26 protein-coding genes are annotated in these 24,372 nt (G+C 62.5%); 15 read left to right on the top strand and 11 right to left on the bottom strand.

All coding sequences use genetic code 11. The features are described from left to right. Nucleotides 1-28: 28 nt before the first annotated feature. The 4 genes from INQ47_RS12770 to INQ47_RS12755 all read right to left on the bottom strand — a co-directional run bounded on the left by INQ47_RS12770 (nt 29) and on the right by INQ47_RS12755 (nt 3,603). A complete protein-coding gene (locus INQ47_RS12770) occupies nt 29-1,255 on the bottom strand; it encodes an MFS transporter (protein WP_404701812.1) in 1,227 nt (408 codons plus the stop codon). A 293-nt stretch (nt 1,256-1,548) separates the two neighbouring features. Then, nucleotides 1,549-2,424 carry a universal stress protein gene (locus tag INQ47_RS12765; RefSeq protein WP_330509231.1) on the bottom strand — a complete coding sequence of 292 codons (876 nt, stop codon included), beginning with the start codon at nt 2,422-2,424 and terminating at the stop codon, nt 1,549-1,551. Nucleotides 2,425-2,584: 160 nt separating this feature from the next. Next, a complete protein-coding gene (locus tag INQ47_RS12760; protein ID WP_209966648.1) occupies nt 2,585-2,887 on the bottom strand; it encodes an AzlD family protein in 303 nt (100 codons plus the stop codon). Next, entirely contained in the window at nt 2,884-3,603 is a 720-nt protein-coding gene (locus INQ47_RS12755) for an AzlC family ABC transporter permease (RefSeq protein ID WP_404701811.1), read from the bottom strand. The genes INQ47_RS12760 and INQ47_RS12755 overlap by 4 nt, the downstream gene beginning before the upstream one ends. A 119-nt stretch (nt 3,604-3,722) precedes the next feature. On the opposite strand from INQ47_RS12755, the gene INQ47_RS12750 reads away from it, so the two are divergent. Then, nucleotides 3,723-4,187 carry an Lrp/AsnC family transcriptional regulator gene (locus tag INQ47_RS12750; RefSeq protein WP_014753443.1) on the top strand — a complete coding sequence of 155 codons (465 nt, stop codon included), beginning with the start codon at nt 3,723-3,725 and terminating at the stop codon, nt 4,185-4,187. 63 nt (nt 4,188-4,250) lie between these two features. Here the strand turns inward: INQ47_RS12750 and INQ47_RS12745 are convergent, their stop codons facing one another. Then, nucleotides 4,251-5,069: a helix-turn-helix domain-containing protein gene (locus tag INQ47_RS12745; RefSeq protein WP_404701810.1), complete on the bottom strand. Its 819-nt coding sequence runs from the start codon at nt 5,067-5,069 to the stop codon at nt 4,251-4,253. A 106-nt stretch (nt 5,070-5,175) separates the two neighbouring features. Between INQ47_RS12745 and INQ47_RS12740 the strand changes: the two genes are divergently transcribed. From INQ47_RS12740 to INQ47_RS12685, 12 genes are all read left to right on the top strand, one after another. After that, nucleotides 5,176-5,490, top strand: a complete 315-nt coding sequence (locus INQ47_RS12740) for a DUF2834 domain-containing protein (protein ID WP_404701809.1) — start codon at nt 5,176-5,178, stop codon at nt 5,488-5,490. Next, a complete protein-coding gene (locus tag INQ47_RS12735) occupies nt 5,487-5,912 on the top strand; it encodes an MAPEG family protein (protein ID WP_404701808.1) in 426 nt (141 codons plus the stop codon). The genes INQ47_RS12740 and INQ47_RS12735 overlap by 4 nt, the downstream gene beginning before the upstream one ends. Before the next feature lie 71 nt (nt 5,913-5,983). Then, the gene (locus INQ47_RS12730; protein WP_021784019.1) at nt 5,984-6,217 is read left to right on the top strand and encodes a hypothetical protein; all 234 of its coding nucleotides are present in this window, start codon (nt 5,984-5,986) and stop codon (nt 6,215-6,217) included. A 217-nt stretch (nt 6,218-6,434) separates the two neighbouring features. Continuing rightward, entirely contained in the window at nt 6,435-7,466 is a 1,032-nt protein-coding gene (pstS, locus tag INQ47_RS12725) for a phosphate ABC transporter substrate-binding protein PstS (RefSeq protein WP_176684119.1), read from the top strand. A 70-nt stretch (nt 7,467-7,536) separates the two neighbouring features. Continuing rightward, nucleotides 7,537-8,505 carry a phosphate ABC transporter permease subunit PstC gene (gene pstC / locus INQ47_RS12720; RefSeq protein WP_004574212.1) on the top strand — a complete coding sequence of 323 codons (969 nt, stop codon included), beginning with the start codon at nt 7,537-7,539 and terminating at the stop codon, nt 8,503-8,505. After that, the gene (pstA, locus tag INQ47_RS12715) at nt 8,502-9,395 is read left to right on the top strand and encodes a phosphate ABC transporter permease PstA (protein WP_003254119.1); all 894 of its coding nucleotides are present in this window, start codon (nt 8,502-8,504) and stop codon (nt 9,393-9,395) included. The genes pstC and pstA overlap by 4 nt, the downstream gene beginning before the upstream one ends. A gap of 50 nt (nt 9,396-9,445) precedes the next feature. After that, nucleotides 9,446-10,231, top strand: a complete 786-nt coding sequence (gene pstB, locus INQ47_RS12710; RefSeq protein ID WP_021784018.1) for a phosphate ABC transporter ATP-binding protein PstB — start codon at nt 9,446-9,448, stop codon at nt 10,229-10,231. Between the two features lie 94 nt (nt 10,232-10,325). After that, entirely contained in the window at nt 10,326-11,024 is a 699-nt protein-coding gene (locus tag INQ47_RS12705; RefSeq protein WP_404701807.1) for a hypothetical protein, read from the top strand. Continuing rightward, nucleotides 11,024-11,623, top strand: a complete 600-nt coding sequence (locus INQ47_RS12700; protein ID WP_404701806.1) for a hypothetical protein — start codon at nt 11,024-11,026, stop codon at nt 11,621-11,623. The genes INQ47_RS12705 and INQ47_RS12700 overlap by 1 nt, the downstream gene beginning before the upstream one ends. A 345-nt stretch (nt 11,624-11,968) precedes the next feature. Beyond that, nucleotides 11,969-13,156: a porin gene (locus INQ47_RS12695; protein ID WP_319298544.1), complete on the top strand. Its 1,188-nt coding sequence runs from the start codon at nt 11,969-11,971 to the stop codon at nt 13,154-13,156. Nucleotides 13,157-13,296: 140 nt separating this feature from the next. Next, nucleotides 13,297-14,460: a nitric oxide-sensing protein NosP gene (gene nosP / locus INQ47_RS12690; RefSeq protein WP_103462384.1), complete on the top strand. Its 1,164-nt coding sequence runs from the start codon at nt 13,297-13,299 to the stop codon at nt 14,458-14,460. After that, entirely contained in the window at nt 14,429-16,327 is a 1,899-nt protein-coding gene (locus INQ47_RS12685; protein WP_252458308.1) for a NahK/ErcS family hybrid sensor histidine kinase/response regulator, read from the top strand. The genes nosP and INQ47_RS12685 overlap by 32 nt, the downstream gene beginning before the upstream one ends. Nucleotides 16,328-16,372: 45 nt before the next feature. On the opposite strand, the gene INQ47_RS12680 is transcribed toward INQ47_RS12685, so the two are convergent. From INQ47_RS12680 to INQ47_RS12655, 6 genes are all read right to left on the bottom strand, one after another. Next, nucleotides 16,373-17,038, bottom strand: a complete 666-nt coding sequence (locus INQ47_RS12680; RefSeq protein WP_003254108.1) for a response regulator transcription factor — start codon at nt 17,036-17,038, stop codon at nt 16,373-16,375. Between the two features lie 54 nt (nt 17,039-17,092). Then, the gene (locus tag INQ47_RS12675) at nt 17,093-17,641 is read right to left on the bottom strand and encodes a PQQ-dependent catabolism-associated CXXCW motif protein (RefSeq protein ID WP_252458309.1); all 549 of its coding nucleotides are present in this window, start codon (nt 17,639-17,641) and stop codon (nt 17,093-17,095) included. Between the two features lie 153 nt (nt 17,642-17,794). Continuing rightward, nucleotides 17,795-18,586 carry an ABC transporter permease gene (locus tag INQ47_RS12670; RefSeq protein ID WP_010953586.1) on the bottom strand — a complete coding sequence of 264 codons (792 nt, stop codon included), beginning with the start codon at nt 18,584-18,586 and terminating at the stop codon, nt 17,795-17,797. After that, on the bottom strand, nt 18,583-19,323 hold the full coding sequence (locus tag INQ47_RS12665; protein WP_129932255.1) for an ABC transporter ATP-binding protein: 741 nt from the start codon (nt 19,321-19,323) through the stop codon (nt 18,583-18,585). Before INQ47_RS12665 ends, INQ47_RS12670 begins: the two co-directional genes overlap by 4 nt. Continuing rightward, the gene (locus INQ47_RS12660; protein ID WP_209966628.1) at nt 19,320-20,309 is read right to left on the bottom strand and encodes a YVTN family beta-propeller repeat protein; all 990 of its coding nucleotides are present in this window, start codon (nt 20,307-20,309) and stop codon (nt 19,320-19,322) included. The genes INQ47_RS12665 and INQ47_RS12660 overlap by 4 nt, the downstream gene beginning before the upstream one ends. 30 nt (nt 20,310-20,339) lie before the next feature. Beyond that, complete coding sequence (locus INQ47_RS12655) at nt 20,340-21,533, bottom strand: ABC transporter substrate-binding protein (RefSeq protein WP_404701805.1); 1,194 nt, start codon at nt 21,531-21,533, stop codon at nt 20,340-20,342. A 150-nt stretch (nt 21,534-21,683) separates the two neighbouring features. Here INQ47_RS12655 and INQ47_RS12650 point away from each other — a divergent pair, with 150 nt between their 5' ends. Then, nucleotides 21,684-22,958 carry a histidine kinase gene (locus tag INQ47_RS12650; RefSeq protein ID WP_404701804.1) on the top strand — a complete coding sequence of 425 codons (1,275 nt, stop codon included), beginning with the start codon at nt 21,684-21,686 and terminating at the stop codon, nt 22,956-22,958. Then, nucleotides 22,958-23,596, top strand: coding sequence for a response regulator transcription factor (locus INQ47_RS12645; protein WP_209966625.1), 639 nt, complete (start codon nt 22,958-22,960; stop codon nt 23,594-23,596). Before INQ47_RS12650 ends, INQ47_RS12645 begins: the two co-directional genes overlap by 1 nt. Nucleotides 23,597-24,372: the final 776 nt, after the last annotated feature.

Below are 24,372 nucleotides of genomic sequence, written 5' to 3'. Positions count from 1 at the left end.
GCATTGCGCAGCCGCCCTGGGCGGCTGCTCAGCCTGGCTGCGCCGCCAGATCGTTGCTGACGTTGCGCCCCAGCACCAGCACGGTGACAAAGCCACAGCCCACCAGCGCCGTGGCCAGGCTCAGCAGTACCGCAGTGCCCATATGGTCTACGACTTGCCCGCCGAAGAACGAGCCCACGGCAATGATCACCTGGAACATGGCCACGAACAGTGGCATGCCACGCTCGACGTCCTTGGGCGCCACGACAAACATCCAGATATTGGCGCAAGCCGGGAACGCACCGAAGGCAAAGCCCCACAGTGCGATCAGCATCGCGGCACCCGTCATGCCGGTGGCGAAGTGGGGGAACAGGGCGGTGCTGACTGCGATCATGAGCGCGACCAGCATCAGCGTATGCCGCACGCTGCGGTTGGCAGCAAAGCCGGCGAAGATGTTACCCATGAAGCCGGCCACGCCATACAACAGCAACAATGAACCGATCGTAGGCCCGTCAAAGCCGGCATTCTGTTTGAAAAACGGTGCGACATAGGTGTACGCAGCAAAGTGTGCCAGGCCGATCAGCAATACGGCGATCAAGCCGACCCGTGCTTGCGGGTTGATGAACAACGCCGGCAGGTCGCGGATGCGGATGGCCTTTTCCGGCATCAGCCGCGGCAGCAGGAATACCTGTGCCAGCAGCACCGGTACGCCTACCAGTGCAGTGACCAGGAACGTCATGCGCCAGCCCATCAGGCCACTCAGCCAGGTGCCCACAGGCACGCCCACTACGGTCGCCAGGGTTACGCCAGCCATGATGATGGAGTTGGCTTTGGCTACGCCCATCCCGTCAGGTGCCAGGCGGCCGCTGAGGGCGATGGCTGTGGCCCAGAAGCCGCCAATACTGATACCCAGTAGCACCCGGCCGGCCAACAGCAGGCTGAAGTCGCTGGCGTAGGCCACGATGGCGTTGGCGATGATCATGATCAGCGTCAGGCCGATCAGCAGGTAGCGCCGGTCCAGTGCGCCGACGCCTACGGAAATCAGCGGGGCGGCCAATGCAGCCATGATGCCGGGCAAGGTCACCATCAGGCCGGCAAGGCCTGCACTGATGCCAAGGTCGCTGGCCACATCGTTCAGCACCCCCACCGGGAGGAACTCACTGGTGACCAGGGCGAACGCACCCACGGCTACTGAGAGGATTGCCAGCCATTGCTGGGTGATACTCTGTTGATTGTGTTCGGGAAGGCCGCGAGGGGCCTGGCTGTTGCTTGGCATGGGATAGGTTCCATGAGGGATCTCGCCTGTAGCAGGCGCAAGAGCGGGGGGATTTGCAGGCGATTGTAGAGACGGCCTTGCCTGGCCGACAGGCAGGCCGCTCGATAGTAATCATCAGTGCAATCGATGAAACGCCTTGCGTAGAGCGGCTGCTCTGAGCAATGGCGTCCCGCTTGCGAATGCTATGGGCGGGGGCCTTTCTTCCCTAACCCGCGCGCAGTCAGGCTAGCCAAGGGCGCTTGTGCTTGACCCGGACAGGTGCAAGAGGCGGCACTGCAGCGTGCTCATGCCGCCTATGGCGCCACCAGCACATCACACAGTGATTCGTTCAGCACATGCTTGGTGACGCTGCCCACCAGCAGCTCCTCCAGCGCGCTTGCCCCCTGCTTGCCGACCACAATCAGGTCGCACTCCAGCTCCTGCTCCTGCTCGACAATGCACCAGCCCGGGTTACCGTGCACCAGGACCTGCCGTGCATCGGCCATGCCGGCAGCCTCACTCAACGCCGCGAGTTGTGCTTCTGCATCCTTGCGAATGACATTGCGGTAGTGGGTGAGGGTGCTGTGGTCGATATGGGCGAAGCGCACGCTGGCTTCAAACGGGGCTTCGTACACATGCAGCAGAATGATCTCCGCTTGCGGGGCAATGGCCTTGGCCAGTTTGAGGGTGCGCAGTGAAACGGGCGAAAAATCGACCGGCACCAGCACAGTGCGGTAGGCATCACGAGGGGCCGGCTTGACCACGAGCAAAGGGCAGGGCATGTGGTTGAGCATTTTCTGCACGGTTGAACCCAGCAGCAGGCGCCGCGCCACGCTCTGGCCCCTGGCCCCACACACCAGCAGGTTGCTGTGCTTGTCCTGCGCCACCCGGTTGATCTCCGTGATCACCGACCCGCTGGCGACCTGCACGCCAGCGGAGATACCGTAGCGCTGGAACAGCATGGCTGCCAGTGCGCGGGTTTTTTCGCCAGCGCTATCCAGTACGCGTTTCAGCAGGTCGTCATCAGGCGTCATCAACTGTTTGAGGCGCTCGAAGGGTGCCGGGTTGGCAACGTAAAGCAGGTCCAGCGAGGCCTGCTGCGCATCGCTCAGGTAGGCAGCGCGCTCAGCTGCGTTGCGGGCGTGTGGGGAAAGGTCGGTGGCAACCAGTATGTGTTTCAGCGGGTTCATGTGGGGCTCCTTGTCCAAGGTCGCGCACCGTGATCAAGCGGTAAACCTTGAGCACAGTGCGCTTGGCGGTACTTGAGTCGTTCCTTGCGTGCAGCCATCGTCGCGCGAACTCGGCGCAAGGGCTTGATCTGGGTCAATGGCGTGTAGGTGTAGCGGCAGGTCATGCCGGCAACAGCACACGCAGCAACCCCGTCACGACAATGGCAAATACCACCACCGGCAAGAGGGAAAACCGCGCAGCGGCGTACACGGTAAGCCCCAGAGCAATCAGGTCGGCCGGGTGCCCGGAAACGAACTTGGGTGCGATCACGGCAATCAGCACGCAACCGGGCGCGGCGTTGAGCACCTGGGCCAGTTGCGGGCCCAGGGTGCGGTTGCGCAGCAGTAGAAAGCCCAGCGCACGGGTCAGGTAGGTGACCACGGCCATGCCAATGATGGTGACCAGCGTAGCAACGTCAATCATGGCTTGGCCCACAAATAGGCAGTCACCAGGCCGGCTACCGTGCCCGCGAGCACGTACCAGCCACCGGGGATCAGCAGGTAGAACAGCGCTGCGGTAAACAGGCTGAACAGCCATGGCAGGGCAGCGTGTACACCTTTCCACAGGCCTTTGAGCAGTACCAGGAAGACCGCGGCGAAGGCCATGTCGAAGCCATAGCTTCGCAGGTCGCCGAGCAGCGGCCCGATCTGCGTACCAAGGCTGGTGAAGGTGACCCAGGTGATCCAGAGGGATAGCGACACGCCCATGAAGTAGCGCAGGCTGAAGCCGCCACGCCGGCGTGCATCGGCCAGGCCCATGGCCCAACTCTCGTCACACATGAAGAACAGCGCCCCTAATACCTTGGGCAACGGCAGGTGGCTCAAGCAAGGCGCCAGTGTCGCGCCCATCAATAAGTGGCGGCTGTTGATCAGCAGGGTCATGGCAACAATCACAAGGATTGCCGGCGGTGAGGTCCACAGCTCGATTGCGGCGAACTCCGAGCCGCCACCGAAGTTGAGGCCGGTCATCAGTGCCACTGCGCCTGCTGTCAATTGGTGTTGGGAGGCTTGCGCACCGAGTACCAGGGCAAAGGGGATGAACCCAAGCAAGACCGGCAGGGCGGCAACGGCGCCACGGCGCAGCTCGCTGTGCGGCGTGGTATCGGGTGGGTCGTTCAGGACAGGTTCAAGGGTATTCATGGTTACCTCCAGTGGAGGCAAATTATTCCAAGGAACTACTGGAATTTGCTTGCGTAATTGCGCTCATGCACTGAATATTTGGAAGTGGCTACCTATAATATCGAGAAAAAGGTTTTTCAATGCCAATCAAGCTAGATGCCATCGATCGACGTATCCTCCGGGCGCTGCAGCGTGACGGCAGGTTGCAGAACCAGGAGCTGGCCAAACAGGTAGGCTTGTCTGCCTCGCCGTGCCTGCGCCGGGTACGCCTGCTGGAGGAGGCAGGGGTGATCGAGCGTTATGTGGCGCTGCTGGACCCGGCCAAAGTCTCGCTGGGCCTGACCCTTTTCGTGAGGGTGTGGCTCAAGCGTCAGGACCAGGAAACCACGGACGAATTTGTGGAGGCCGTACGCCAGTTGCCCGAAGTGGTGGAGTGCCATGTGATGGCGGGCGATTGTGATTTGATGCTACGGGTAGTGGCAGCAGACTTGGAGGCCTATCGACGCTTCCAGGTGGCGCACCTGACCAGCCTGAGCGTGGTCCAGAACGTAAAGACCGAAGTACCGATGGAAAAAATCAAGTTGACCACCGAACTGCCGGTGTAGCTGCAAACCTGCATGAAACGGGTCACCAGGTCAGCGCCAGGTTCCTTGGCCAAACCCTGGCGTTCACGCTGTAACGGCCGACCATTGCTCGAACGCTGCCTGCATGCTTTGCCGGGTCTGTGCGTCGGCGGGGATCAGGTGTTCGATGCGCAATGACTGCACGGTGACATCCAGCGGCATGCCGAAGGTGGTGAACGTGGACAGGAACCTCAGCTCGCCATACGGGGTGTTCACGCGGGTCAGCAACAAGGGGGTGGCTGTCGCCGTCTGGCACGGGCTTACCGGGGCCGGCAAGTCGCGCAAGTGCGCTGCCAGTGCCGGATTGCCTGCGGCCTCCCTGGATGCGCGGTGCCAGGCTGCAGCGCGGATTTCCGGCGCGTTGGCCAGGTGATCACCCAGACCACCGGGGCACAGCAGTGTCTGCAGCAGGTTGAGGCCGGTCGCCGCCTGTGCGCTGACACCGGCCATCGCCAGCAGCAGGCCGGTACTGGCATTGGCGGCGATGACGTCCCAGTTGCTGTCGATGACGATCGCCGGAGCGGGGTTGTTCACCTGCAGAATATGCTCGATGGCAGTATTCACCAAGGCCAGTTCAGGCGCATCGAGTGGTGTGGCGGCGTAGCGGGGCGCGTATCCTGCAGCAACGAACACTTCGTTGCACCGCTCCAGCGGTGCATCCAGGGCCGACAGGAGGGCATGCAAGGTGCCTGGGCTGGCTTTGGCGCGTCCTGTTTCCACACAGCTCAGATGACGCTGCGACAGTCCCGTCAGCAGCGCCAGTTCCAGCTGGCTGAGGTTGGCCTGACGGCGCAGTTCGCGAAGATGCTGGCCCGCTGAGATGTGTGGGGCAGGGTTGCTGCGATGGAACAGATGATGATTCATGCGTTGCCCTGATCGTCCTTGAGTGCAATGTCCATGACCTCACGGGTCATTGAGTGCAAGCAACCCTATCACTACTGTGCCGGCAAACCCTATCAAGGAGAGCCATATGGGCTTGCGTATCTGCGCGCTGGCGGTACTGGTGCTGTTTTCGCTGTACACCGGCTGGACGCTGCTGATTGCCGAGCAATCGCTGCTGGCATTCGGGTCGGCACTGCTGGCGCGGCCGGATACCGCCCAGGTGGTCATCGACCTGTACCTGATGGCCGGGCTGGCCGGTTGCTGGATGGTGAGAGACAACCGCATGCGCGGCAGAGCCGGGATCGCGGTGCTGCCTTACCTGATGCTGACCGTCATGTTCGTTTCGCTGGGGCCGTTGCTGTACCTGGTAACCAGAGGCGTTGCCGAGGGGCGCCAGCCATGAGCGGTGCTCTGCAGGTCTATGCGCTGTGCGTGGTGGTGCTGTTCCTCAAGATGTTCCTGGTTTCCTGCTATCAGGGCTATCACCGCTTGCGCTTCGTCGCGTTCACCAACCCGGAGGACGCTGCCGTGTTCAGGCGCGTCGCCCAGGCCGTTGAACGCCCGCAGGTGACACGTGCTGCCAAGGTATGGGCCAATGATCTGGAGAACATTCCCGTGTTCTTTGCCCTCGGCGGGCTGGCTGTCGCGCTGGAAGCAGCCACGCAACCGGTGCTGTGGCTGAGTACGGTGTTCACGGTTGCCAGGGTCTTGCATACGCTGGCCTATCTGCGGGGCCTGCAGCCATGGAGAACGTTGTTCTATGGCATCGGGGTCATTTGCCTGCTGGGCTTCTGCTCACTCATCACAGCGAAAATAGTCGGCTGACCCAAAATATTGCATGAGTCATCTTGATGCTTTCACATAGCAGTACTAATACTTAAGCACTGCCGAAGGGGATGATCATGCAGACACGCTTCGTTGTGGTTCCCGCAGTGCCACCCAAGAAAGAGGCTTATCCTCGGCGGCTCGGCTTTCCCGCCGCACTGGCGGAGGGGTATGACCTCTATGACACGCAAGACAAGATGCGTCTGAGCCTGAACTTTTCCACCCGTGCCCAAGCCGAGTTCGAATGTGCATGCCGCAACCGCTGTGGGGATGCCGGTGATGCAGATCTCGCCAGTATTGGTTGATCGCCTGCCGTGGCCCGGTTCTTGTTCCTTGTGCTGCTTTGCAGGGTCTATCGACACATAGAAGCGTTTGCGATGAGGCTGGTGCCGTTTCAGGGTTCCGCCTCAGCGGCTGATGGCACAGGCAAAAAGCTCTACCGCGCGGCTTGCCATTCAACAGTCACAAAGTTGTAACACAGCTGATGCAAAGTGTGCTGGCCATCACACGGAGCACTTTTTGATGAAACGCCTGATGAAGTCTGCTGCACTCGCCGTTGCGGTTTCCCTTTGCGCCACCTCGGCAGCCTTTGCTGCAGAAAACGTCCGCTTGACCGGTTCGGGCGCCAGCTTCCCTGCACCGATCTACCTGACCTGGTTCAAGGACTTCAGCAAGAACACGGCTGGCGTCACCGTCGATTACCAGTCCAAGGGCAGCGGCGCGGGCGTTCAGGACTTCCTGAACAAGACCGTCGACTTCGCCGCCAGCGACTCGGCCATGAGCGAAGCAGACATTGCCAAGGTTGGCGAAGGCGTGCAGTTGCTGCCAATGACAGCCGGTGAAATCGTCCTGGCTTACAACCTGCCGGGCAACCCTAAAGGGCTGAAGCTGCCGCGCGACGTCTACTCCAATATCTTCCTCGGCAAGATCACCCAGTGGAACGACCCGCAAATCGCGGCGGCCAACCCTGACCTGAAGCTGCCTGCCACCCCGATCACCGTGGTCGTGCGTGCCGACTCCAGTGGTACCACTGCCGTCTTCACCAAGCACCTGTCGGCCATCAACGCAGACTTCAAGCAAGGGCTGGGCGAAGGCAACACGGTCAACTGGCCGGCCACCGACAAGTTCATCAAGTCGCCGAAGAACGACGGCGTAACCGCCACCGTCCGCCAGACCCCGGGCGCCATCGGCTACATCGAGTACGGCTTCGCCAAGCTGGCCAAGGTCGATTTCGCCGTGTTGCAGAACAAGGCTGGCCAATACGTCGTGCCGAATGCCGAGAGCGGTGCCGAAGCACTGGCAGCAGTGAACATGCCGGAAAACCTGGTGGCCTGGCTGCCTGACCCGGACGGTGCCAAGTCCTACCCGATCACTTCCTATACCTGGATGATTTTCCGCAAGGACAACGGCAACCCGGAAAAAGCCAAGGCCATGCGTGAAATGGTCGAGTACAGCCTGACCAAAGGCCAGACCATCGCCGACTCGATGGGTTACATCCCGCTGCCGCCGTCGGTAGTCGACCAGGTGCGTAAAGCGTCCGCCAACATCCAGTAATACCCAGGCGCTCCCGGTATTGGCATGAAGCCGTGCCGGGGGTGTTTGTCTCTTGTCCCGGAACTCGCCAATGAACACACCTTTTGCCATACCGGATAACCCCGACTCCGCGTGCCAGCCACCGTCTGCGAAAGACTTCCTGGTCGATCGCACCTTCCGTGCGCTTGCGCGCATTGGCGTGGTGCTGGTACTGGCGCTGGTCTTCGCGCTGGTCTACGAAGTGGGCCGCAAGGCGCTGCCCGGCATTGAAAAGCATGGCTTTGACGTGTTGTTTGGCAGCGTCTGGGACGTTAACCAAGGCAAGTACGGTATTCTGCCAGCGATCTGGGGCACGCTGTACAGCGCCTTGATCGCCCTGTTGATCGCCGGTTTCTTCGGCGTCAGCATGGCCATTTTCCTGACCCAGGATTTCCTTCCGGCTAAGCTTGCTGCGGTGTTTCGCACCATCGTCGAGCTGCTCGCCGCCATCCCCAGCGTGGTGTACGGCCTGTGGGGCATCTATGTGGTCATCCCGGCGATTCGCCCGCTGACCGCCTGGCTGAACAGCGAGCTGGGCTGGATCCCGTTTTTCGGCACCTCCCTCAGTGGCCCAGGCCTGCTGCCTGCGGCGCTGGTACTGGCGATCATGATCCTGCCGACCATCGCTGCGGTTTCCCAGGATGCGCTGACCAGCGTACCGATGAAAACCAAGCAGGCTGCCTACGGCATGGGTACCACCCACTGGGAAGCCATCCTCAAGGTGATGGTGCCCTCGGCGGCTACCGGCATCTTCGGTTCGCTGGTGCTGGGCCTTGGCCGTGCACTCGGTGAAACCATGGCGCTGGCCATGCTGGTCGGCAACGCCAACACCATTTCCCTGTCCTTGTTCGCACCGGCCAACACCCTGGCGGCGCTGCTGGCGCTGAACTTCCCGGAAGCCGGCCCGAACGAGGTCGAAGTGCTGATGTACGCCGCACTGGTGCTGATGTTCATCACCCTGCTGGTGAACGTCCTCGGCTCGATGATCATGCTCTACGCCCAGCGTGGTAACAAACAATGACTGACCTGACGACCCCTGTAGCCGCGTTGCCCAGCCTGCAGCGCAAGCTGGAAGGCCGCGCCCTGCGCAGCCTGGTACTGACCACCCTGGCATGGTTTGCGGCACTGGTGGCCAGCGTGCCGCTGATTTCCGTGCTGTACATGCTGATCACTCGCGGCGGGGCACGCCTTAACCTGGAAGTGTTCACCGAACTGCCACCTACCGGTTTCGAAATGGGCGGCGGCTTCGGCAACGCCATGGCCGGTACCTTCGTCATGGTCGGCATTGCCGCCGCCATCGCTGTGCCGGTCGGTATCCTGGCAGCGGTGTTCCTGGCCGAGCTCGGCCCCGACAGCAAGCTGGCCAACGCTGCGCGCTTTGCCGCCAAGATGCTCACTGGCCTGCCATCGATCCTGGCCGGGGTGTTTGCCTACGCCCTGGTGGTGATGACCACCGGCACCTACTCGGCACCGGCTGGCGGCGTGGCGCTGGCGGTGCTGATGCTGCCGATCGTGGTGCTGACTGCCGAAGAGTCGATGAAGATGGTGCCCAAGATCATGAAGGACGCCGCCTACGGCATGGGCTGCACCCGCGCCCAGGTGATCTGGAAGATCGTTTTGCCGACCGGCCTGCCGGCCATCCTCACCGGCGTCATGCTGGCCGTGGCTCGCGCCGCTGGCGAAACCGCGCCACTGCTGTTCACCGCATTGTTCAGCAACTACTGGATCTACCACGACGGTGACCTGGCGGTGATGAACCCCACAGCCTCGCTTGCGGTACTGATCTACAACTTCTCCGGCATGCCGTTCGACAACCAACTGGAGCTCGCCTGGGCGGCCTCGCTGGTGCTGGTCATGATCGTGCTGGTCATCAACATTTTGAGCCGAGTCTTCGGCAAGCCCAAGTATTGAGAAAGGGAGCATCCAACTTGAACGTATCCACTGCGCAAAGAGCCGCTCCCATGGTCAGCGAAGCCCCCATTGTCATGGACTGCAAGCTCGACAAGATTTTCTACGGTAACTTCATGGCCGTGCGTGACAGCCATGTGCCGATCAGGAAAAACGAGATCACCGGTTTTATCGGCCCTTCGGGCTGCGGCAAGAGTACCGTGCTGCGTAGCTTGAACCGTATGAATGACCTGGTGAAGGGCTTCCGCTTCGAAGGCCATGTGCACTTTCTTGGGCAGGATGTCTACGGCAAGGGCGTCGACCCTGTTGTGGTGCGCCGCTATATCGGCATGGTGTTCCAGCAGCCCAACCCGTTCTCGATGAGCATCTTCGACAATGTGGCCTTCGGCCTGCGCCTGAACCGCTATAAAGGCGACCTGGGCGATCGCGTGAAGCACGCCTTGCAAGGCGCCGCGCTGTGGGACGAAGTGAAGGACAAGCTCAAGGTCAGCGGGCTGTCACTGTCTGGTGGCCAGCAGCAGCGCCTGTGCATCGCCCGTGCCATCGCCACCGAGCCGGAAGTGCTGTTGCTGGACGAGCCCTGCTCGGCACTCGACCCGATCGCCACCCGCCGCGTGGAAGAGCTGATGGTCGAGCTGAAGAAGGACTACACCATCGCGCTGGTGACCCATAACATGCAGCAGGCGATTCGTGTGGCCGACACCACCGCGTTCTTCTCGGTCGACATTTCCCAGGGCACCCGCACCGGCTATCTGGTCGAGATGGGCGCAACCGCGCAGATTTTCCAGAACCCGCGCGAGCAGCTGACCAGCGATTACATCAGCGGCAAGTTCAGCTGAGTCATGCAAGCCCAAGGTGGCCAGGTGTTGCAGCCAGGATGGTTGCAACGCCTGGCCGCGTTACCTTCCGTTAAAGTGTTACCCAGGATTACCAATGCGAGCGACGCGTCGTCTTGATCTGTCAGCGGTAGAGCGCGCACTGCGCGAGGTGCAGGGCCGTTTTACCGAACTCAGCCAGCATTTCACCGAACCGCGGGACCCGTTTACCGACGAGGTACTGCTGAATGTGCTTGAAGGCTATGCCCTGATTGACGACTATGTCGCCCGCGGTATCGACCTGTTCGACCTGCAACAGCTGAACCTGATGCTGGAAATCAATGCCACCGTGCTATGCGGCAGCGATCCGGCCCGTCGCCTGGAGTTCGCCCCGCACCTTGCAGCGACCGAGGCACATTTTTTCAACAACGTGGAAGGTGGCATCAAGGATTTGTACAACTGGTACTGCTCGTACCGCAGCGATTCGATCTGGAAGCGGGCCGCGGGTGTGTATGTACGGATCCTCAGCAAGCCGCAGCTGTTCATCGAAGGCAACAACCGCACGGGTTCGCTCATTGTCAGTTACTTGCTGATGCGTGCCGGGCTGCCGCCATTCGTGCTGTCACTGGACAACGCCGAGGGTTACTTCAACCCGTCCTCGGTCATACGCAACTCCGCCAAACACGGTGTCAAGGCTTTGTACGAACTCCCCAAGATCAAGAAAAAGTACGCCGCTTTCCTTGAAGCGAAGGCGCCTGAGCCCGGCAAGTTCTTCCTGAGCGGCACGCCCGTGCCTGCCTGTGAGGGGAGCCGCTGATGCAAGGTTCATCCCTGTTCGCACGAGGGCGGCAAGCCATCGAACGCAAGCTCAAGCGTGGCCAGGTACGCATTTCGTTCGATATCGACGACACGCTGGCCTGCCTGCCCGAGCACGCTGCCGCCGAAGACAGCAAGCTGCCGGGTTTCGTCCATCGCTGGCTGGGTGAGCCCCTGCGCAGCGGCACCTGCGAACTGATCCGCGACCTGCGCCGCCAGGGCTGCAGCATCTGGATCTACACCTCCTCGGGGCGTACCCCGGCTTACATCCGCCGGTGGCTGATGCTTTACGGCATTCATGTCGATGGTGTGGTCAACAGCGATCGGCACCAGCATATCCTGGCCCAGCGCGGGCTGGAAAATTCACCCTCCAAGCTGCCTTCGGCTTTTGATATTGATCTGCACGTAGATGATTCCGAAGGTGTGCGCCTGGAGGGTGTCGACCACGGTTTCCGCGTGGTGGTGGTGTGCCCGAAGGATGAGCACTGGACGCAGAAGGTGAAGGACGCGGTGGTGGATGTGCAGGCACGGCTGGCCTGGCAGCAACCGCACCGCTATGAAATGCCCGCTTGCCAGCGTCCGCAGGCACTGGCTTCCTGAAGCCAGGAGATTCCGCTCAGACAATGTAAAGGGGGCTGCTTTGCAGCCCTTCGCGGGCTCGCCCGCTCCCACAATTTCAGGATATCCACGACCCCTGTGGGAGCGGGCGAGCCCGCGAAGGGCCGCAAGGCGGCCCCGGTTCATTCAATCGTATTGATACCCGCCTGCCACTCCTACCTGAGCCATAAGTCTCGAACCAGGACCCAAGCAGGTACCGGGACCAAATCACCGGGCCACACCCTCCCGCCCCAAAGCACTCGCCACCCCACGCCAAAGCAGCGTTCCTGGCAATTTGCCCACTTCTGATAATCGCCTCCGACATCCCGTCCCCGTTTGGAGCGCGCCATGCACAACAACAATAAGCACCTGCCGCCTCGTTTTCTCGCAGCCGCCATCGCCAGCTTTTCTGCGCTTGGCCTGAGCAGCGTCGCCGAAGCCGAGATCATGCTGTACGACAAGGACCAGACGACGTTTTCCACCGATGGCTATATCAACGCCTTCTACGTCAACAGCAAGGTCGACCGCGAGGGCGAGCAGTTTGACCGCCGCCAGTCGCGGGTGAAGATGGGCTTCTTGCCCAACTACCTGGGCTTCAACATGGGCAAGCAGGTGGATGACCTGAAGCTCGGCGCGCGTGCCTCGTTCTGGGTAACCATCAACGACAGTGAAACCAACGGCACCGACACCGCCATCGACGTACGCCAGTTTTACGGCACGGTGGCCAACCCCGAGTGGGGCGAGGTGCTGATCGGCAAGGACTTCGGGCTGTTCGCCCGTTCCAACATCCTGCTCGACGAACTGCTGGCCGGCTATGGCCAGGTCAGCGACACCCTGGGGCTGGTGGACGGCGGCGGGGTGTCATTCGGCAACATTGGCAGCGGTTACCCGTACCCGTTCCCAACCTCGCAGATCACCTACCGCACGCCAGTGATGGACGGCTTGCGGGTGGCGGTGGGCATCATGGACCCGGTGGACACCAACGACAGCAGCCCGACCGGGAAGGCCTACCAGGAAAACCCACGCACCGAGAGCGAGATCACCTACCAGTTCGACCTGGGTGGGGCGCAGATCTACAGCTGGATAAACGGCAGTTACCAGACCTCGGACAATACTGACTCCACGGTAGAAACGGTCACTTCCAAGGGGGTGGGTTACGGGGTGCAGGCAAAGATGGGCGGCTGGTCGCTGACCGGCTCGGGGTTCCAGGCCAAGGGCATCAACCCGTTCTTCACCAACAATGCCGGCGAACCGGTTTTGCGCAATGTCGACAGTGACGGTTACCTGCTGCAGGGCTCGTACAAGTTCGGCAAGAACCGCGTGGCGCTGTCCTATGGCAAGACCAAGGACGATGGCAATGGTGCGGTTGGCAGCGGTGCGGACTACGAGACCCGGGGTGTGGCGCTGTTCCATGACATCAACGACAACCTGAAACTGGTGGCCGAGTACAACCAGTTTTCCATCGACGGGCATGACACCAGTGCGCAGAACGAAGACACCGATACCTTTGCCGTGGGCGCGGTATTGACCTGGTAAGCGCCCGGGGCCGCAAGGCGGCCCCGATTGACGCGGTCTTTTACGCCCATGGAACCGCCCACCCGCTACCCAAGTAGCATTCGTCACCCGCCACCACCTCCTTAAACTGATCGCTCAGCCACCCCGTGCCGGAGACCACGATGCAGCAGGCTCATAACGACGGTGTGGTCAGTGCCATGTCTCAGGCTACCGACGCACGGCTGGCCGCCCAGGACCTGGCGCGGCAGTTGCTGCACCCGCACTTGGGTTTCGTGCTGTTCTTCTGTTCCGCCGAATACGACTTGCAGGCTTTGGGCGAAGCGTTGGAGCAGGATTTTGGCGGCATACGCCTGGTCGGCTGCACCAGCGCCGGTGAAATCACCCCGCTGGGCTACGGCCGCAATTGCGTGACGGCGGTGGGCTTCGATCACCGACACTTTTCGATCGCCACCGCGTTGATCGATGAAATGGAGCGCTTCAGCCTGATCGACGCGCAGCAGATGGTCGAGCGGTTGGTCGGCACCTGCCGCAGCAATACCCTGGCGCCAATCAAGGGCCACAGCTTTGCACTCACACTGCTCGATGGCTTGTCCAGCCGCGAGGAGATGGTGCTTGCCGCACTCAGCGCAGCACTGGGGGATATCCCGCACTTCGGCGGCTCGGCCGGTGACGACAACTACCTGAACCGCACTCATGTGTATTACGGCGGTACATTCCACAACGGCGCAGCCGTGGTGGTGCTGGTCAACACCTGGCTCGACTTCGAAGTGTTCACCACGCATCACATCCTGCCGCGCCAGGAAAAGCTGGTGGTAACCGGTGCCGACAGCGCCCAGCGCCGGGTTTTCGAACTGAATGCCGAGCCGGCGGCCGAGGAATATGCCCGCCACATCGGTGTGCCCGTGGATGCGCTCGATCACCGGGTGTTCGCCGCCCACCCGCTAGCCGTGCGCATTCATGATCAGTACTACGTGCGGGCGATCCAGCAAATGCATCCTGACCTCAGCCTGAGCTTCTACTGCGCGGTGGAGAACGGCATCGTGCTCACGGCCATGACCCCGGGCCCGCTGTTGCCGAACCTGCACCAGCTGTTCGATGGCCTGCACCAGCGTCTCGGACCATTGCTGCTGACCATCGGTTGTGATTGTTTCCTGCGGCGGCTGGAACTGGAGGCCCATCACGGCCTGGAGCCGGTCGGCGCGTTCTTGCGCGAGCAACGGGTGATCGGTTTCAACACCTACGGAGAACAGTTCAATGGCATGCACATCAACCAGACCTTCACCGGGGTCGCCATTGCCCGCAACCGGCCTCCTGTCGGTCGCTGAACTGCAGGCCGAGCTGACCCGGCTGCAGCACCAGAACCACAAGCTGCAGCGCATCAATGACGCACTGATCGAGCGCATCGAGTCGGGCGTGACCCGGGGCAACGACCCATACGCCGCGTTCCAGCATTCGGTGGTGCTGGCCGAGCAGGTGCGCGAACGCACCGATGCGCTGAACCAGGCCATGGCCGAGCTCAAGGCCGTCAACCGCCTGCTCAGCGAGGCCCGGCAGCGGGCCGAGACGGCCCACCAGCACCAGATTCGCCTGATTACCGACAACGTCCCGGCGCTGATCGCCTACCTGAACGCCGATCTGGTCTACGAATTCACCAACAAGGTTTACGAAGAGTGGTATTGCTGGCCGCATGGCGTGATGCTGGGCCAGAGCCTGCGCGCGGCCCACAGCGAGCAGCACTACCAGCGCCTGGAAGGCTACGTGGTACGGGCGCTGGCGGGGGAGAGCGTGACGTTTGAATTTGCCGAAACCAATATCAACGGTCAGGAACGCTACATGCTGCGTTCCTACGTGCCGAACCGCCTGGCCAGTGGCGAGGTGGTGGGCATCTTCGTGCTGATCCGCGACATCACCGAGCGCCGCAACACCGCACAGGCCTTACACCAGGCCTATCAGCACCTGGAGCAACGGGTGCGCGAACGCACTGCCGAACTGACCAGCCTCAACGACCAGTTACTGCGTGAAATTGAGGAGCGCAGCCAGGCCGAGTCGCGTCTGCGCGAGGCCAAGCGCGAGGCCGAGCAGGCCAACCTGTCGAAAACCAAGTTCCTTGCTGCGGTCAGCCATGACCTGTTGCAACCGCTGAACGCGGCGCGGTTGTTCACCAGTGCGTTGCTCGAACGCGACGAGCCGCAAAACGCTGCCCACCTGGTGCGTAATGTCAGCAATTCGCTGGAGGATGTGGAAAGCCTGTTGGGCACGCTGGTAGATATTTCCAAGCTCGATGCTGGCGTGATCAAGGCCGATGTCGCCCCGTTCGCCCTCAGCGAGCTGATGGACAACCTGGCCGCCGAATACGCCCAGGTGGCGCGTAGCGAAGGGCTGGCGCTGCACTTTGTGGGGTGTTCTGCCGTAGTGCGCAGTGACATCCAGCTGCTGGCGCGCATCCTGCGCAACCTGCTCAGCAATGCCATTCGCTACACCCGCAGCGGGCGCGTGGTGCTGGGGTGTCGGCGCCAGCGCGGTGGCGTGCGGATTGAAGTATGGGACAGCGGCATCGGCATTGCCGAAGAACACCTGGAAGACATGTTCCTGGAGTTCAAGCGTGGTGATGTGCAGCGCCCGGACCAGGACCGTGGGCTGGGCCTGGGCCTGGCGATCGTGGAGAAGATCGCCGGCATCCTCGGCCACCGGATCCGCGTGCGGTCATGGCTGGGCAAAGGGTCAGTGTTCGCAGTCGAGGTACCGCTGAGCGCCACCGCCCCCAAAGCCCAGCCGAGCCAGGCGATATGCGAGCCGATGCTCGAACGCTTGCGCGGGGCGCGGGTGTGGGTGCTGGATAACGATGCGGCGATTTGCGCGGGCATGCGCACATTGCTGGAAGGTTGGGGCTGCCGGGTGGTCACTGCGCTGTCGGAGGAAGACCTGGCGCGCCAGGTGGACAACTACCACGCCGAGGCCGACCTGCTGATTGCCGACTACCACCTGGACAACGACTGCAATGGTGTTGACGCCGTAGCGCGGATCAATGCCCGCCGTGCCCAGCCGCTACCGGCGCTGATGATCACTGCCAACTACAGCAACGATCTCAAGCAGCAGATCCGCGAGCTGGGTCATACGCTGATGCACAAGCCCGTAAGGCCGATGAAACTCAAGACGGCGATGAGCCATCTGCTGGCCAGTGGCGTTGCATAACGGGTGGCCGCTTCGCGGGTTTATCCGCGAAACGGCGGGCAGGGATCAACGGCGCAGATAATCAGCAAAATCGATATCGCCGGCACTGAGGATGGCTTGTACCCGGTTGTGTACATTGAGTTTGCGCAGGATCGCCGAAACATGGGCCTTGACGGTGGTTTCGGCGATGTCCAGCGTGTAGGCGATCTGCTTGTTCGATTCACCTTTGGTCATGCGCTCGAGAACCAGCAGCTGCTTGCGGGTCAGGGCCTGGAGCATTTCCGGCGGGAAGCTCGGGGCATCGTTATGGCGCCGGCTGGTACTGCTTTTCTGTGCGCGGATGATGTCTGGCGGCAGGTAGACATTGCCATTGAGGATCTGCTCGATCGCTTCGATCATCTGTGAACGTGGCGACGACTTGGTGATGAAGCCCACGGCACCGTAGGTAATGGCCTGCAGCACGATCTGCTTTTCCTGCTCGGCCGAAACGATGACCACCGGCGTGGTCGGCGCCTCGTTGCGCAAGGTGATCAAGCCATTGAGGCCGTGCATGCCGGGCATGTTCAGGTCGAGCAGGATCAGGTCGAGGTCGTCATGCGCCTGGGTCAGGGCCAGGGCGCTTTCAAGGTCGGCGGTCTCCATGACCTCGCTGCCCTGGAAACCATCGCTGATGACGTTGTGGATGGCTTCGCGAAACAGGGGGTGATCGTCGGCAATCAGAATTTTGTACATGGCCTTTTCACCTTGTTTTTATTGGATGGAGCGGGGCACGCATATGCAGGCATTTCAGGGGAACGGTACCGGTTGTGCCGGCTGCAATGGCAGGTTGGCTTGCTGCCAGGCATCCAGGCCGTCGCGGTACCAATACAGGTTGTTATAGCCCAAGGCTTTCGCGCGTTTTACCGCGTTCCAGCTTAACCAGCAATCGGAGCGGCAGTAAAAGACCAGCGGTTGGTCCGGGTGACCGGCCGTGGCTTTTTGCAGGTTACGCACGAAGTAGTCCTGCCATGCCGGGCTCAGTGCGCCGTCGCCGGTGTTGGCCAGCCACAGGCTGCCGGGGAGGTTGCTGTGCGGTTCGTCTTCTATGAAGCGACCTTGCAGCCATTGACGGCGATAGACGTCGATCAGCACCGGCCGGGGCGTCTGGCCCAGCAGGCCTTGCAATGTGGCGGTGTCGACGACCTGGCCGCCTTCGACCTGTTGCGGGGTAGGGCTGCGATAGTGCGTGGTGCGATAGCCGTCGGCGGAGAACAGCGGCGTGGTGTCGGCGTGGGCGATGCCCAGCGACAGACTCAGCGCAAGGGCAACCAACAAAGGGCGCGGGGCACGTGGCATGGTTTTATCCTTCTTGTTATAAGCCCATTACATGCCAGGGACGGTGCGTTGTGAATGCGACGATTAGACAGCAAAGCCAGTACTAAAGGAGTAGATGGCCGGGCGCAAAGGGTGCTGCGCGCCCCTCCACATGAACCTTCGGCTTGTGGCCGCTCAGCGTGGTTTGCGCAGCGCCGCGTGCTGGGGGTTGAAGGTGAGTATCGCCAGCAGGGTGAACAATGCGGTCAAGCCCAGGCATACCGCCAGCGCCAGCAGGTTCAATCGCTCATAAAGTGCAAACCGCACCAGCTCTACGGCATGGGTGAACGGGTTCACAGCACACAGCCAGTACAACCACTGACTGGCCTCGCGCATTTTCCACAGCGGGTACAACGCCGAAGATAGGAAAAACAGCGGGAAGATCACGAAATTCATCACCCCGGCAAAGTTCTCCAGCTGGCGAATCGCGTTCGACAGCAATAGCCCCAGGGCGCTGAGCATGAAGGCCACCAGCAGCAACGCTGGCAGTGCCATCAGCAAGCCCGCAGCCGGTGGCTGTACCCCGTATAACCAGGCGATGGCGAGGAAGGCATAGACTTGCAGCAGGGAAATCAACGAAGTTGCCAGCAGTTTGCTGCCCAGCAGGAATGGGCGTGGCAGCGGGCTGGTCAGCAACACGCGCATGCTGCCCATCTCGCGGTCGTAAACCATCGACAGTGAGCCCTGCATGCCGTTGAACAGCAGAATCATGCAGGCCAGGCCGGGGATGATGTACACCTCGTAGGGGATGTAGGTGTCGTAGGGCTCGATGATGGCAATGCCCAGCGCTGCGCGAAACCCGGCAGCGAATACCAGCAACCACAGCAGCGGGCGCACCAGCGCGCTGAGCAGGCGTGTACGCTGCAGCACGAAGCGCAGCCACTCGCGCAGCATGATGCCGTTGAAACATTGCCAGTAAGCGTTCATCGGGCGTTGGCTCCTGAGGGGGCGTTGGTCAAGCGGGCAAAGGCGTGATCGAGGTCACCGCCGTGCTCAAGGCTCAGCGCATCGGCGGTGCCACTGGCCACCAGGCGCCCCTGATGCAGAATCAACAGGTCATCGCTGGGCTGCACTTCGTCCAGCAGGTGAGTGGCCCACAGCACACTGAGCTGCTGCTCGCGGCACAACCGGCGCAGGTGCTGGTTAAGCGCCAGGCGGCTGGCCGGGTCGAGGCCGACGCTGGCTTCGTCCAGCAGCAGCAGGCGCGGTTCATGCAGCAGCGCGCGGGCAATTTCCACCCGCCGCCGATGGCCGATGTTCAGTTCACGCACACGATCGCGCCGGCGTTCACCAAGGCCTTGGCGGGCCAGTTCGGCTTCGACCCGCAGGTTGCTCTGGCGCCGCGACAGGCCATGCAAGGCGGCGTGGTAGCGCAGGTTTTGCTCAACGCTCAGGTCCAGGTCCAGGGTGCTTTGCTGAAATACCACGCCCAGCTGGCGCAAGGCCGGGCGTGCAGCGTTGCGTAGCGAGCAGCCGCACACGCGGATGTCGCCATGCTGCAGGTCGTACAGGCGGGTGAGCAGGGCGATCAGGGTCGACTTGCCGGCACCATTGGGGCCCAGCAACGCGGCGAAGCGCCCGGGTGCCAGGCTGAAACCGACCTGCCTGAGTGCCTCGCGCTGGCCATAGGCAAAGCTCACGTCACTGACATCGAGGGCGTTCATGGTGTCACCACCACACCCCAGGGGTAGCGCCCGACCTTCACCGACTTGAGCACTTTGAGGTTCTTTGCATCAATGACCGAAACGTCACCGCTGACACCGTTGGTGGCCAGCAACTGGCGCTGGTCCGGGGTGAATGCCAGCTGCCAGACCCGCCGCCCGACCAGCAGGTAGTCGAGCACATCAAAGGTCTTGGCATCGACCACCGCCACGTGGTTGGCCGGGCCCAAGGCGACAAAGGCGTACTTGCCATCGGCGCTGAGCTTGATACCCACTGGCTGGACTTTGTCCGGGTGCACGCCCTTGATCTGGAAGTTCAGGGTTTTCAGCACCTGGCGCGTGGCCACGTCGAGTATGGTCACCGTGCCGCCGATCTCTGCCGAGGCCCACAGGTGCGAACCGTCTTTGCTGAACTCGACGAAGCGCGGGCGCTGGTCGACCAGCGTGCTGTCGGCCAGGGTCTGGGTGCTGGTGTCGATCCAGTGCAGCATGTTGGTGGTCTCGCTGGTGTTGACCGCCCACTTGCCGTCAGGGCTGACCGCCATGCCTTCGGGTTCGATGCCAACGTCGATCTGCCCGAGTACCTTGTCGGTGACGGTGTCGATCACGGTCACCAGCGCGTCGTCCTCGTTGGACACATACAGCCAGCGGTCGTTGGGGTGCAGGGCGAACTGCTCGGGGTCCTTGCCGGAAGGCAGCTCCTTGATGATCTTGCGGGTGGCCACGTCCATCACCTGCACCCGGTCCGAATCGCTGGCGCAGATATACAGCAGCTTGCTGTCGTGCGACAGCAGCAAGCCACGAGGGCGCTGGCCCACCGGCAGGGTTTCGGTGACTTCCAGCGTTTGCATGTCGATCAGGCTGAGGCTGTTGTCCTTCTCGTTGGAGACCCAGGCGGTGGCAGCCATGGCGTGACTGCTGGCCAGCGCCAGGGCGCCCGACAGCAGGCTGGGGTAAATCAGGGCCCGGTGGAAGAGGGGGCGGCGCATGGCGAATTCCTTATTGTTGTGGTTGTCGGGTCAGGGGTAGCTACACGTCACTTCGGGCTTGTCGTAGCCCAGGCTGTCCATTTCGTTGAAGGGATGCAGAAAGCCCTCCTGCGGCGAGGTGCTGACCAGGGCGCGGGGCTGAACCAACGGGATCGGCTGGCGCAGTTCGCCGTTCCACGGGCGGTAGCTGAGCTTGCGCCCCTTGAAACCGTCCAGCGGCAACTGCTCGCTGAGCAGCAACTGCTGCAGCGCGCGAGGTTCGGCCAGGCGCAGCTTGCTGGCTGCACTGGCGACACTGCGTACAGCCATCCAGGCGGCGAAGTCACGGTCATTCATCCAGCGCCCGGCCTGGGCCTCGAAGCGTTTTTGCAACTGCGCCGCCCCGAAGGTTTCCACCGTCTTGTGCCAACCCGTGGGGGTCAGGCCCTGGGTACCGGCCACCGGGCGCGGATACCACGTCTGGTAGGGCAGGTACTCGCCGAAGTCACCGCGCTCGTCGGCCACCAGCACCACGTCGTATTCGGCAGTCTGGGTGAACAACGGCATGTCGGCCTGGGCGCTGCGGCGCTGGTCGTTATCGAAGGTCCAGGTTTTTTCCGCGACCAGTTGCACGCCAAAACGCTTCACCGACCGGCGTAGGGCAGCGGCGTACGCCTGGTCGTCCGGGGTCTGGCCGACCACCAGCAGTGCCCGTTGCCATTTGCGCAGTACCAGGAACTGCGCCAAGGCATCTGCCAGCATGGCCCGGCTCGGCAGGCTGTGCAGGACATTGCCCAGGCACTGGCTGCTGCGCAGGCTGTCCTCGGGGCTGCCGGCGTTGAACAACAGGCTGTCGGGCAGGGCGGCAGACAGCGCGCGCAGGCTGGCGGCCGGGGCATTCACCACGAACAGGCGCAGGCCTTGGTCATGCTGGGCCCTGGCGGCTTGCAGCAGGGCCTCGGGGCTGTCGACGTTGGCGCTGGTCAGCTGAAATTGCTGCTTCAGGAAACGCCCGGTGCTGTTGCTGTCGACAATGGCCAGTTCGGCGCCTTGTAGCCCGGCATCGCCGGGTTCGGGGATGACATTGGACAGCAGCGGGCCAGTGGCGGGGCGATAGCCCAGGTAGCCGATGCGTATGTGCAGCGGGGCTGCGGCCTGGCCCTGAGCGGCGGGCGCCAGGGGGGCAGCCAGTGTTGCGGCCAAGGCCAGCAGGCAGGTCAAGGCAAGGTGGGCAGGCTGGCGCATAACACACTCCACGGCAGATGGCGCCAGCATAGGAAGCCCGCCGGGAGGGGGAAATATGCAGAAAGTAGCGCTCGGCCGGTACCAAGGTAGTAATTCAGTGCGGGGGCCGCAGTTTTACGATGGTCCACAACGGCCTGAGGAGAACCGCTTGTGCGCCTTGTCAACTTGTCGGCCCTGTGGCGAGTCAACCTCTGGGTCACGTTATGCTTCGCCTTGGTCACGCTGGCTTGTGCCGGGGTGCTGTTGCACCAGGCGGTGGCCGACGTCGAGCGTGAGTTGCAGTCAGCCGAAGCCGTGGTGGCGTACCTGGGCGACACCGCCGAACGCGACCCGGCAAACCTGCAGCCCGGCCTGACCAAGAGCCTGCGCCATGTGCGGGTGCACTGGCTGGCACCGGGTGAGGTGCCAAGGCTGCCGCAGGAGGCCGGTATGGATGCCTGGCTGGGCCGCCAGTTATTCGGCGAGCGCTACCACAGCAGCCGGCTGCTGGACTTGAGTGATGGCCGCCGCGTGTTGATTGCCGTGGATGCGCGGGATGAAATCGATGAAGTCTGGGACTCCCTGCAACAACTGCTTGGCGTTTGTGGCCTGGCGTTGTTGCTGAGCTTGTTGACCATCCGCTGGGCGGTGCGGCGGGCCATGGGCCTGCTGGATGAGCTGCTGGGCGCCTTGCACCAGGTCTCGGGCGGGCAATTGACGGCACGCCTGCGCGAAGCCGGCCTGCCGGAAGCGCGCCAACTGGCCAAACACTTCAACCGCATGGCCGCAACCCTGGAGCAGGCCCAGGCCGACAATGCCCAACTGACCCAGACCCTGCTGGCAGTGCAGGAGCAGGAGCGTACCCAGCTGGCGCAGACCCTGCACGATGATCTGGGGCAATACCTGGCAGGCATGCGTGCCCAGCTATGCCTGCTGCGTATGGTGGCCGAACAGCCAGAGGTGGTGACGCAGACGGCGCAGGCCCTTGAACTCAATTGCGAGCGCCTGCAGCAAGGTTTTCGCGCGCTGGTGCACAACCTGTATCCGGTGGCGCTGCACTACATGCCGCTGGCCGAGGCCTTCGGGCTTTTGGTGAGCCAGTGGCAGGCCAGCCAGGGCATCGAATGCCGGCTGCGGGTTGGCGAGCACTTGCCGACGCTGCCTGGGGCGAGCAGAACGCATTTGTACCGCTTGTTGCAGGAGGCCCTGACCAACGTCGCCCGGCATGCCGGTGCCAGCCAGGTGCGGGTACGCCTGCAGCGCAGTACCAAGGGCTTGCGCCTGTTCATTCGCGACAACGGCTGCGGCGCCCACCAGCCCCAGCGCCCAGGGGTAGGCCTGCACTCGATGGCCGAGCGCGCCCGCAGCCTTGGGGGCGAGTTACGCATTTTCAGCCGCCCGGGCGGTGGCTGGGCGCTGGCCCTTAACATTCCCGAGGAGGTGTGATGAATATCGTGTTGGTCGATGACCACGCCGTGGTCCGCCAGGGCTACGCCAGCCTGCTGCGGGCGGTGCTGCCATTGGTGCAGGTGCGCGAAGCTGCCAGTGGTGAAGAGGCGCTGGCCAGGGTCCAGGAGCAGGTGCCCAACCTGGTGATCATGGACTTTGGCCTGCCCGGTATCAGTGGCCTGGAAACCACCCGTCGCCTGCGCCAGCGTCTGCCGCAGTTGCGGGTGCTGTTTTTTAGCATGCACGACGAGCTGCCGCTGGTGCGCCAGGCACTGGATGCGGGGGCTTCGGGCTACCTGACCAAGAACTCGGCGCCCGAGGTGCTGATCGAGGCGGTGCAGCGGGTGTTGGCCGGGCATGCCTACATCGAGCAGCCCCTGGCCACCCAGCTGGCTTGCATGTCGCAGCAAAGCACCAATGACCCGCGGTTGCAGCGCATGACCCAGCGCGAACTGGAGATATTCACGATGCTGGCCAAGGGTACCCCTGCGCGGGTGATTGCCGAGCAGCTGTGTATCAGTGCCAAGACCGTGTCCAACCACCTGACCTTGCTCAAGAGCAAGTTGCAGGTCAGTTCGCATGCCGAGCTGGTGCATCTGGGGATTGACCTGGGGGTGGTGCGGGTGGCGGGGTGAGGTATTTCATTGCACCTGTTGGGGCTGCGTCGCAGCCCACCGCGCACAACGGAATGTGTCCAACATCCGGGGCGCAGCTCAATCAGGCGTAGGAGCGGGTTTGCCCGCGAATACGGTGGCGGCGGCAACGGTGAACGGCGGGTGGAGATTGGCCAGCAGGCCCGGCCCTTTCGCGGGTGAACCCGCTCCTACACGACGGCCTGCGCTCAACCACCGATGTGTGTCCACCACCGATCTGTGTGTGTAGGAGCGGGTTTACCCGCGAATACGGTGGCGGCGGCAACGGTGAACGGCGGGTGGAGATTGGCCAGCAGGCCCGGCCCTTTCACGGGTGAACCCGTTCCTACGAAGGCCTGCGCCCAACCACCGATGTGTGTCCACCACCGATCTGTGTGTGTAGGAGCGGGTTTACCCGCGAATACGGTGGCGGCGGCAACGGTGAACGGCGGGTGGAGATTGGCCAGCAGGCCCGGCCCTTTCGCGGGTGAACCCGCTCCTACACGACGGCCTGCGGCCAACCACCGATGTGTGTCCACCACCGATCTGTGTGTGTAGGAGCGGGTTTACCCGCGAATACGATGGCGGTGGCAATGGTGAACGGCGGGTGGGGATTGGCCAGCAGGGCCGGCCTTTTCGCGGGTGAACCCGTTCCTACACGACGGCCTGCGGCCAACCACCGATGTGTGTCCACCACCGATCTGTGTGTGTAGGAGCGGGTTTACCCGCGAATACGATGGCGGTGGCAATGGTGAACGGCGGGTGGGGATTGGCCAGCA

The organism is Pseudomonas sp. 3HC3 (genome assembly GCF_044904505.1).
Classification (GTDB): Bacteria; Pseudomonadota; Gammaproteobacteria; order Pseudomonadales; family Pseudomonadaceae; genus Aquipseudomonas; species Aquipseudomonas putida_Y.
The sequence above is the reverse complement of the archived record's forward strand: the minus strand, read 5'-3'. Positions and strand labels throughout refer to the sequence as shown.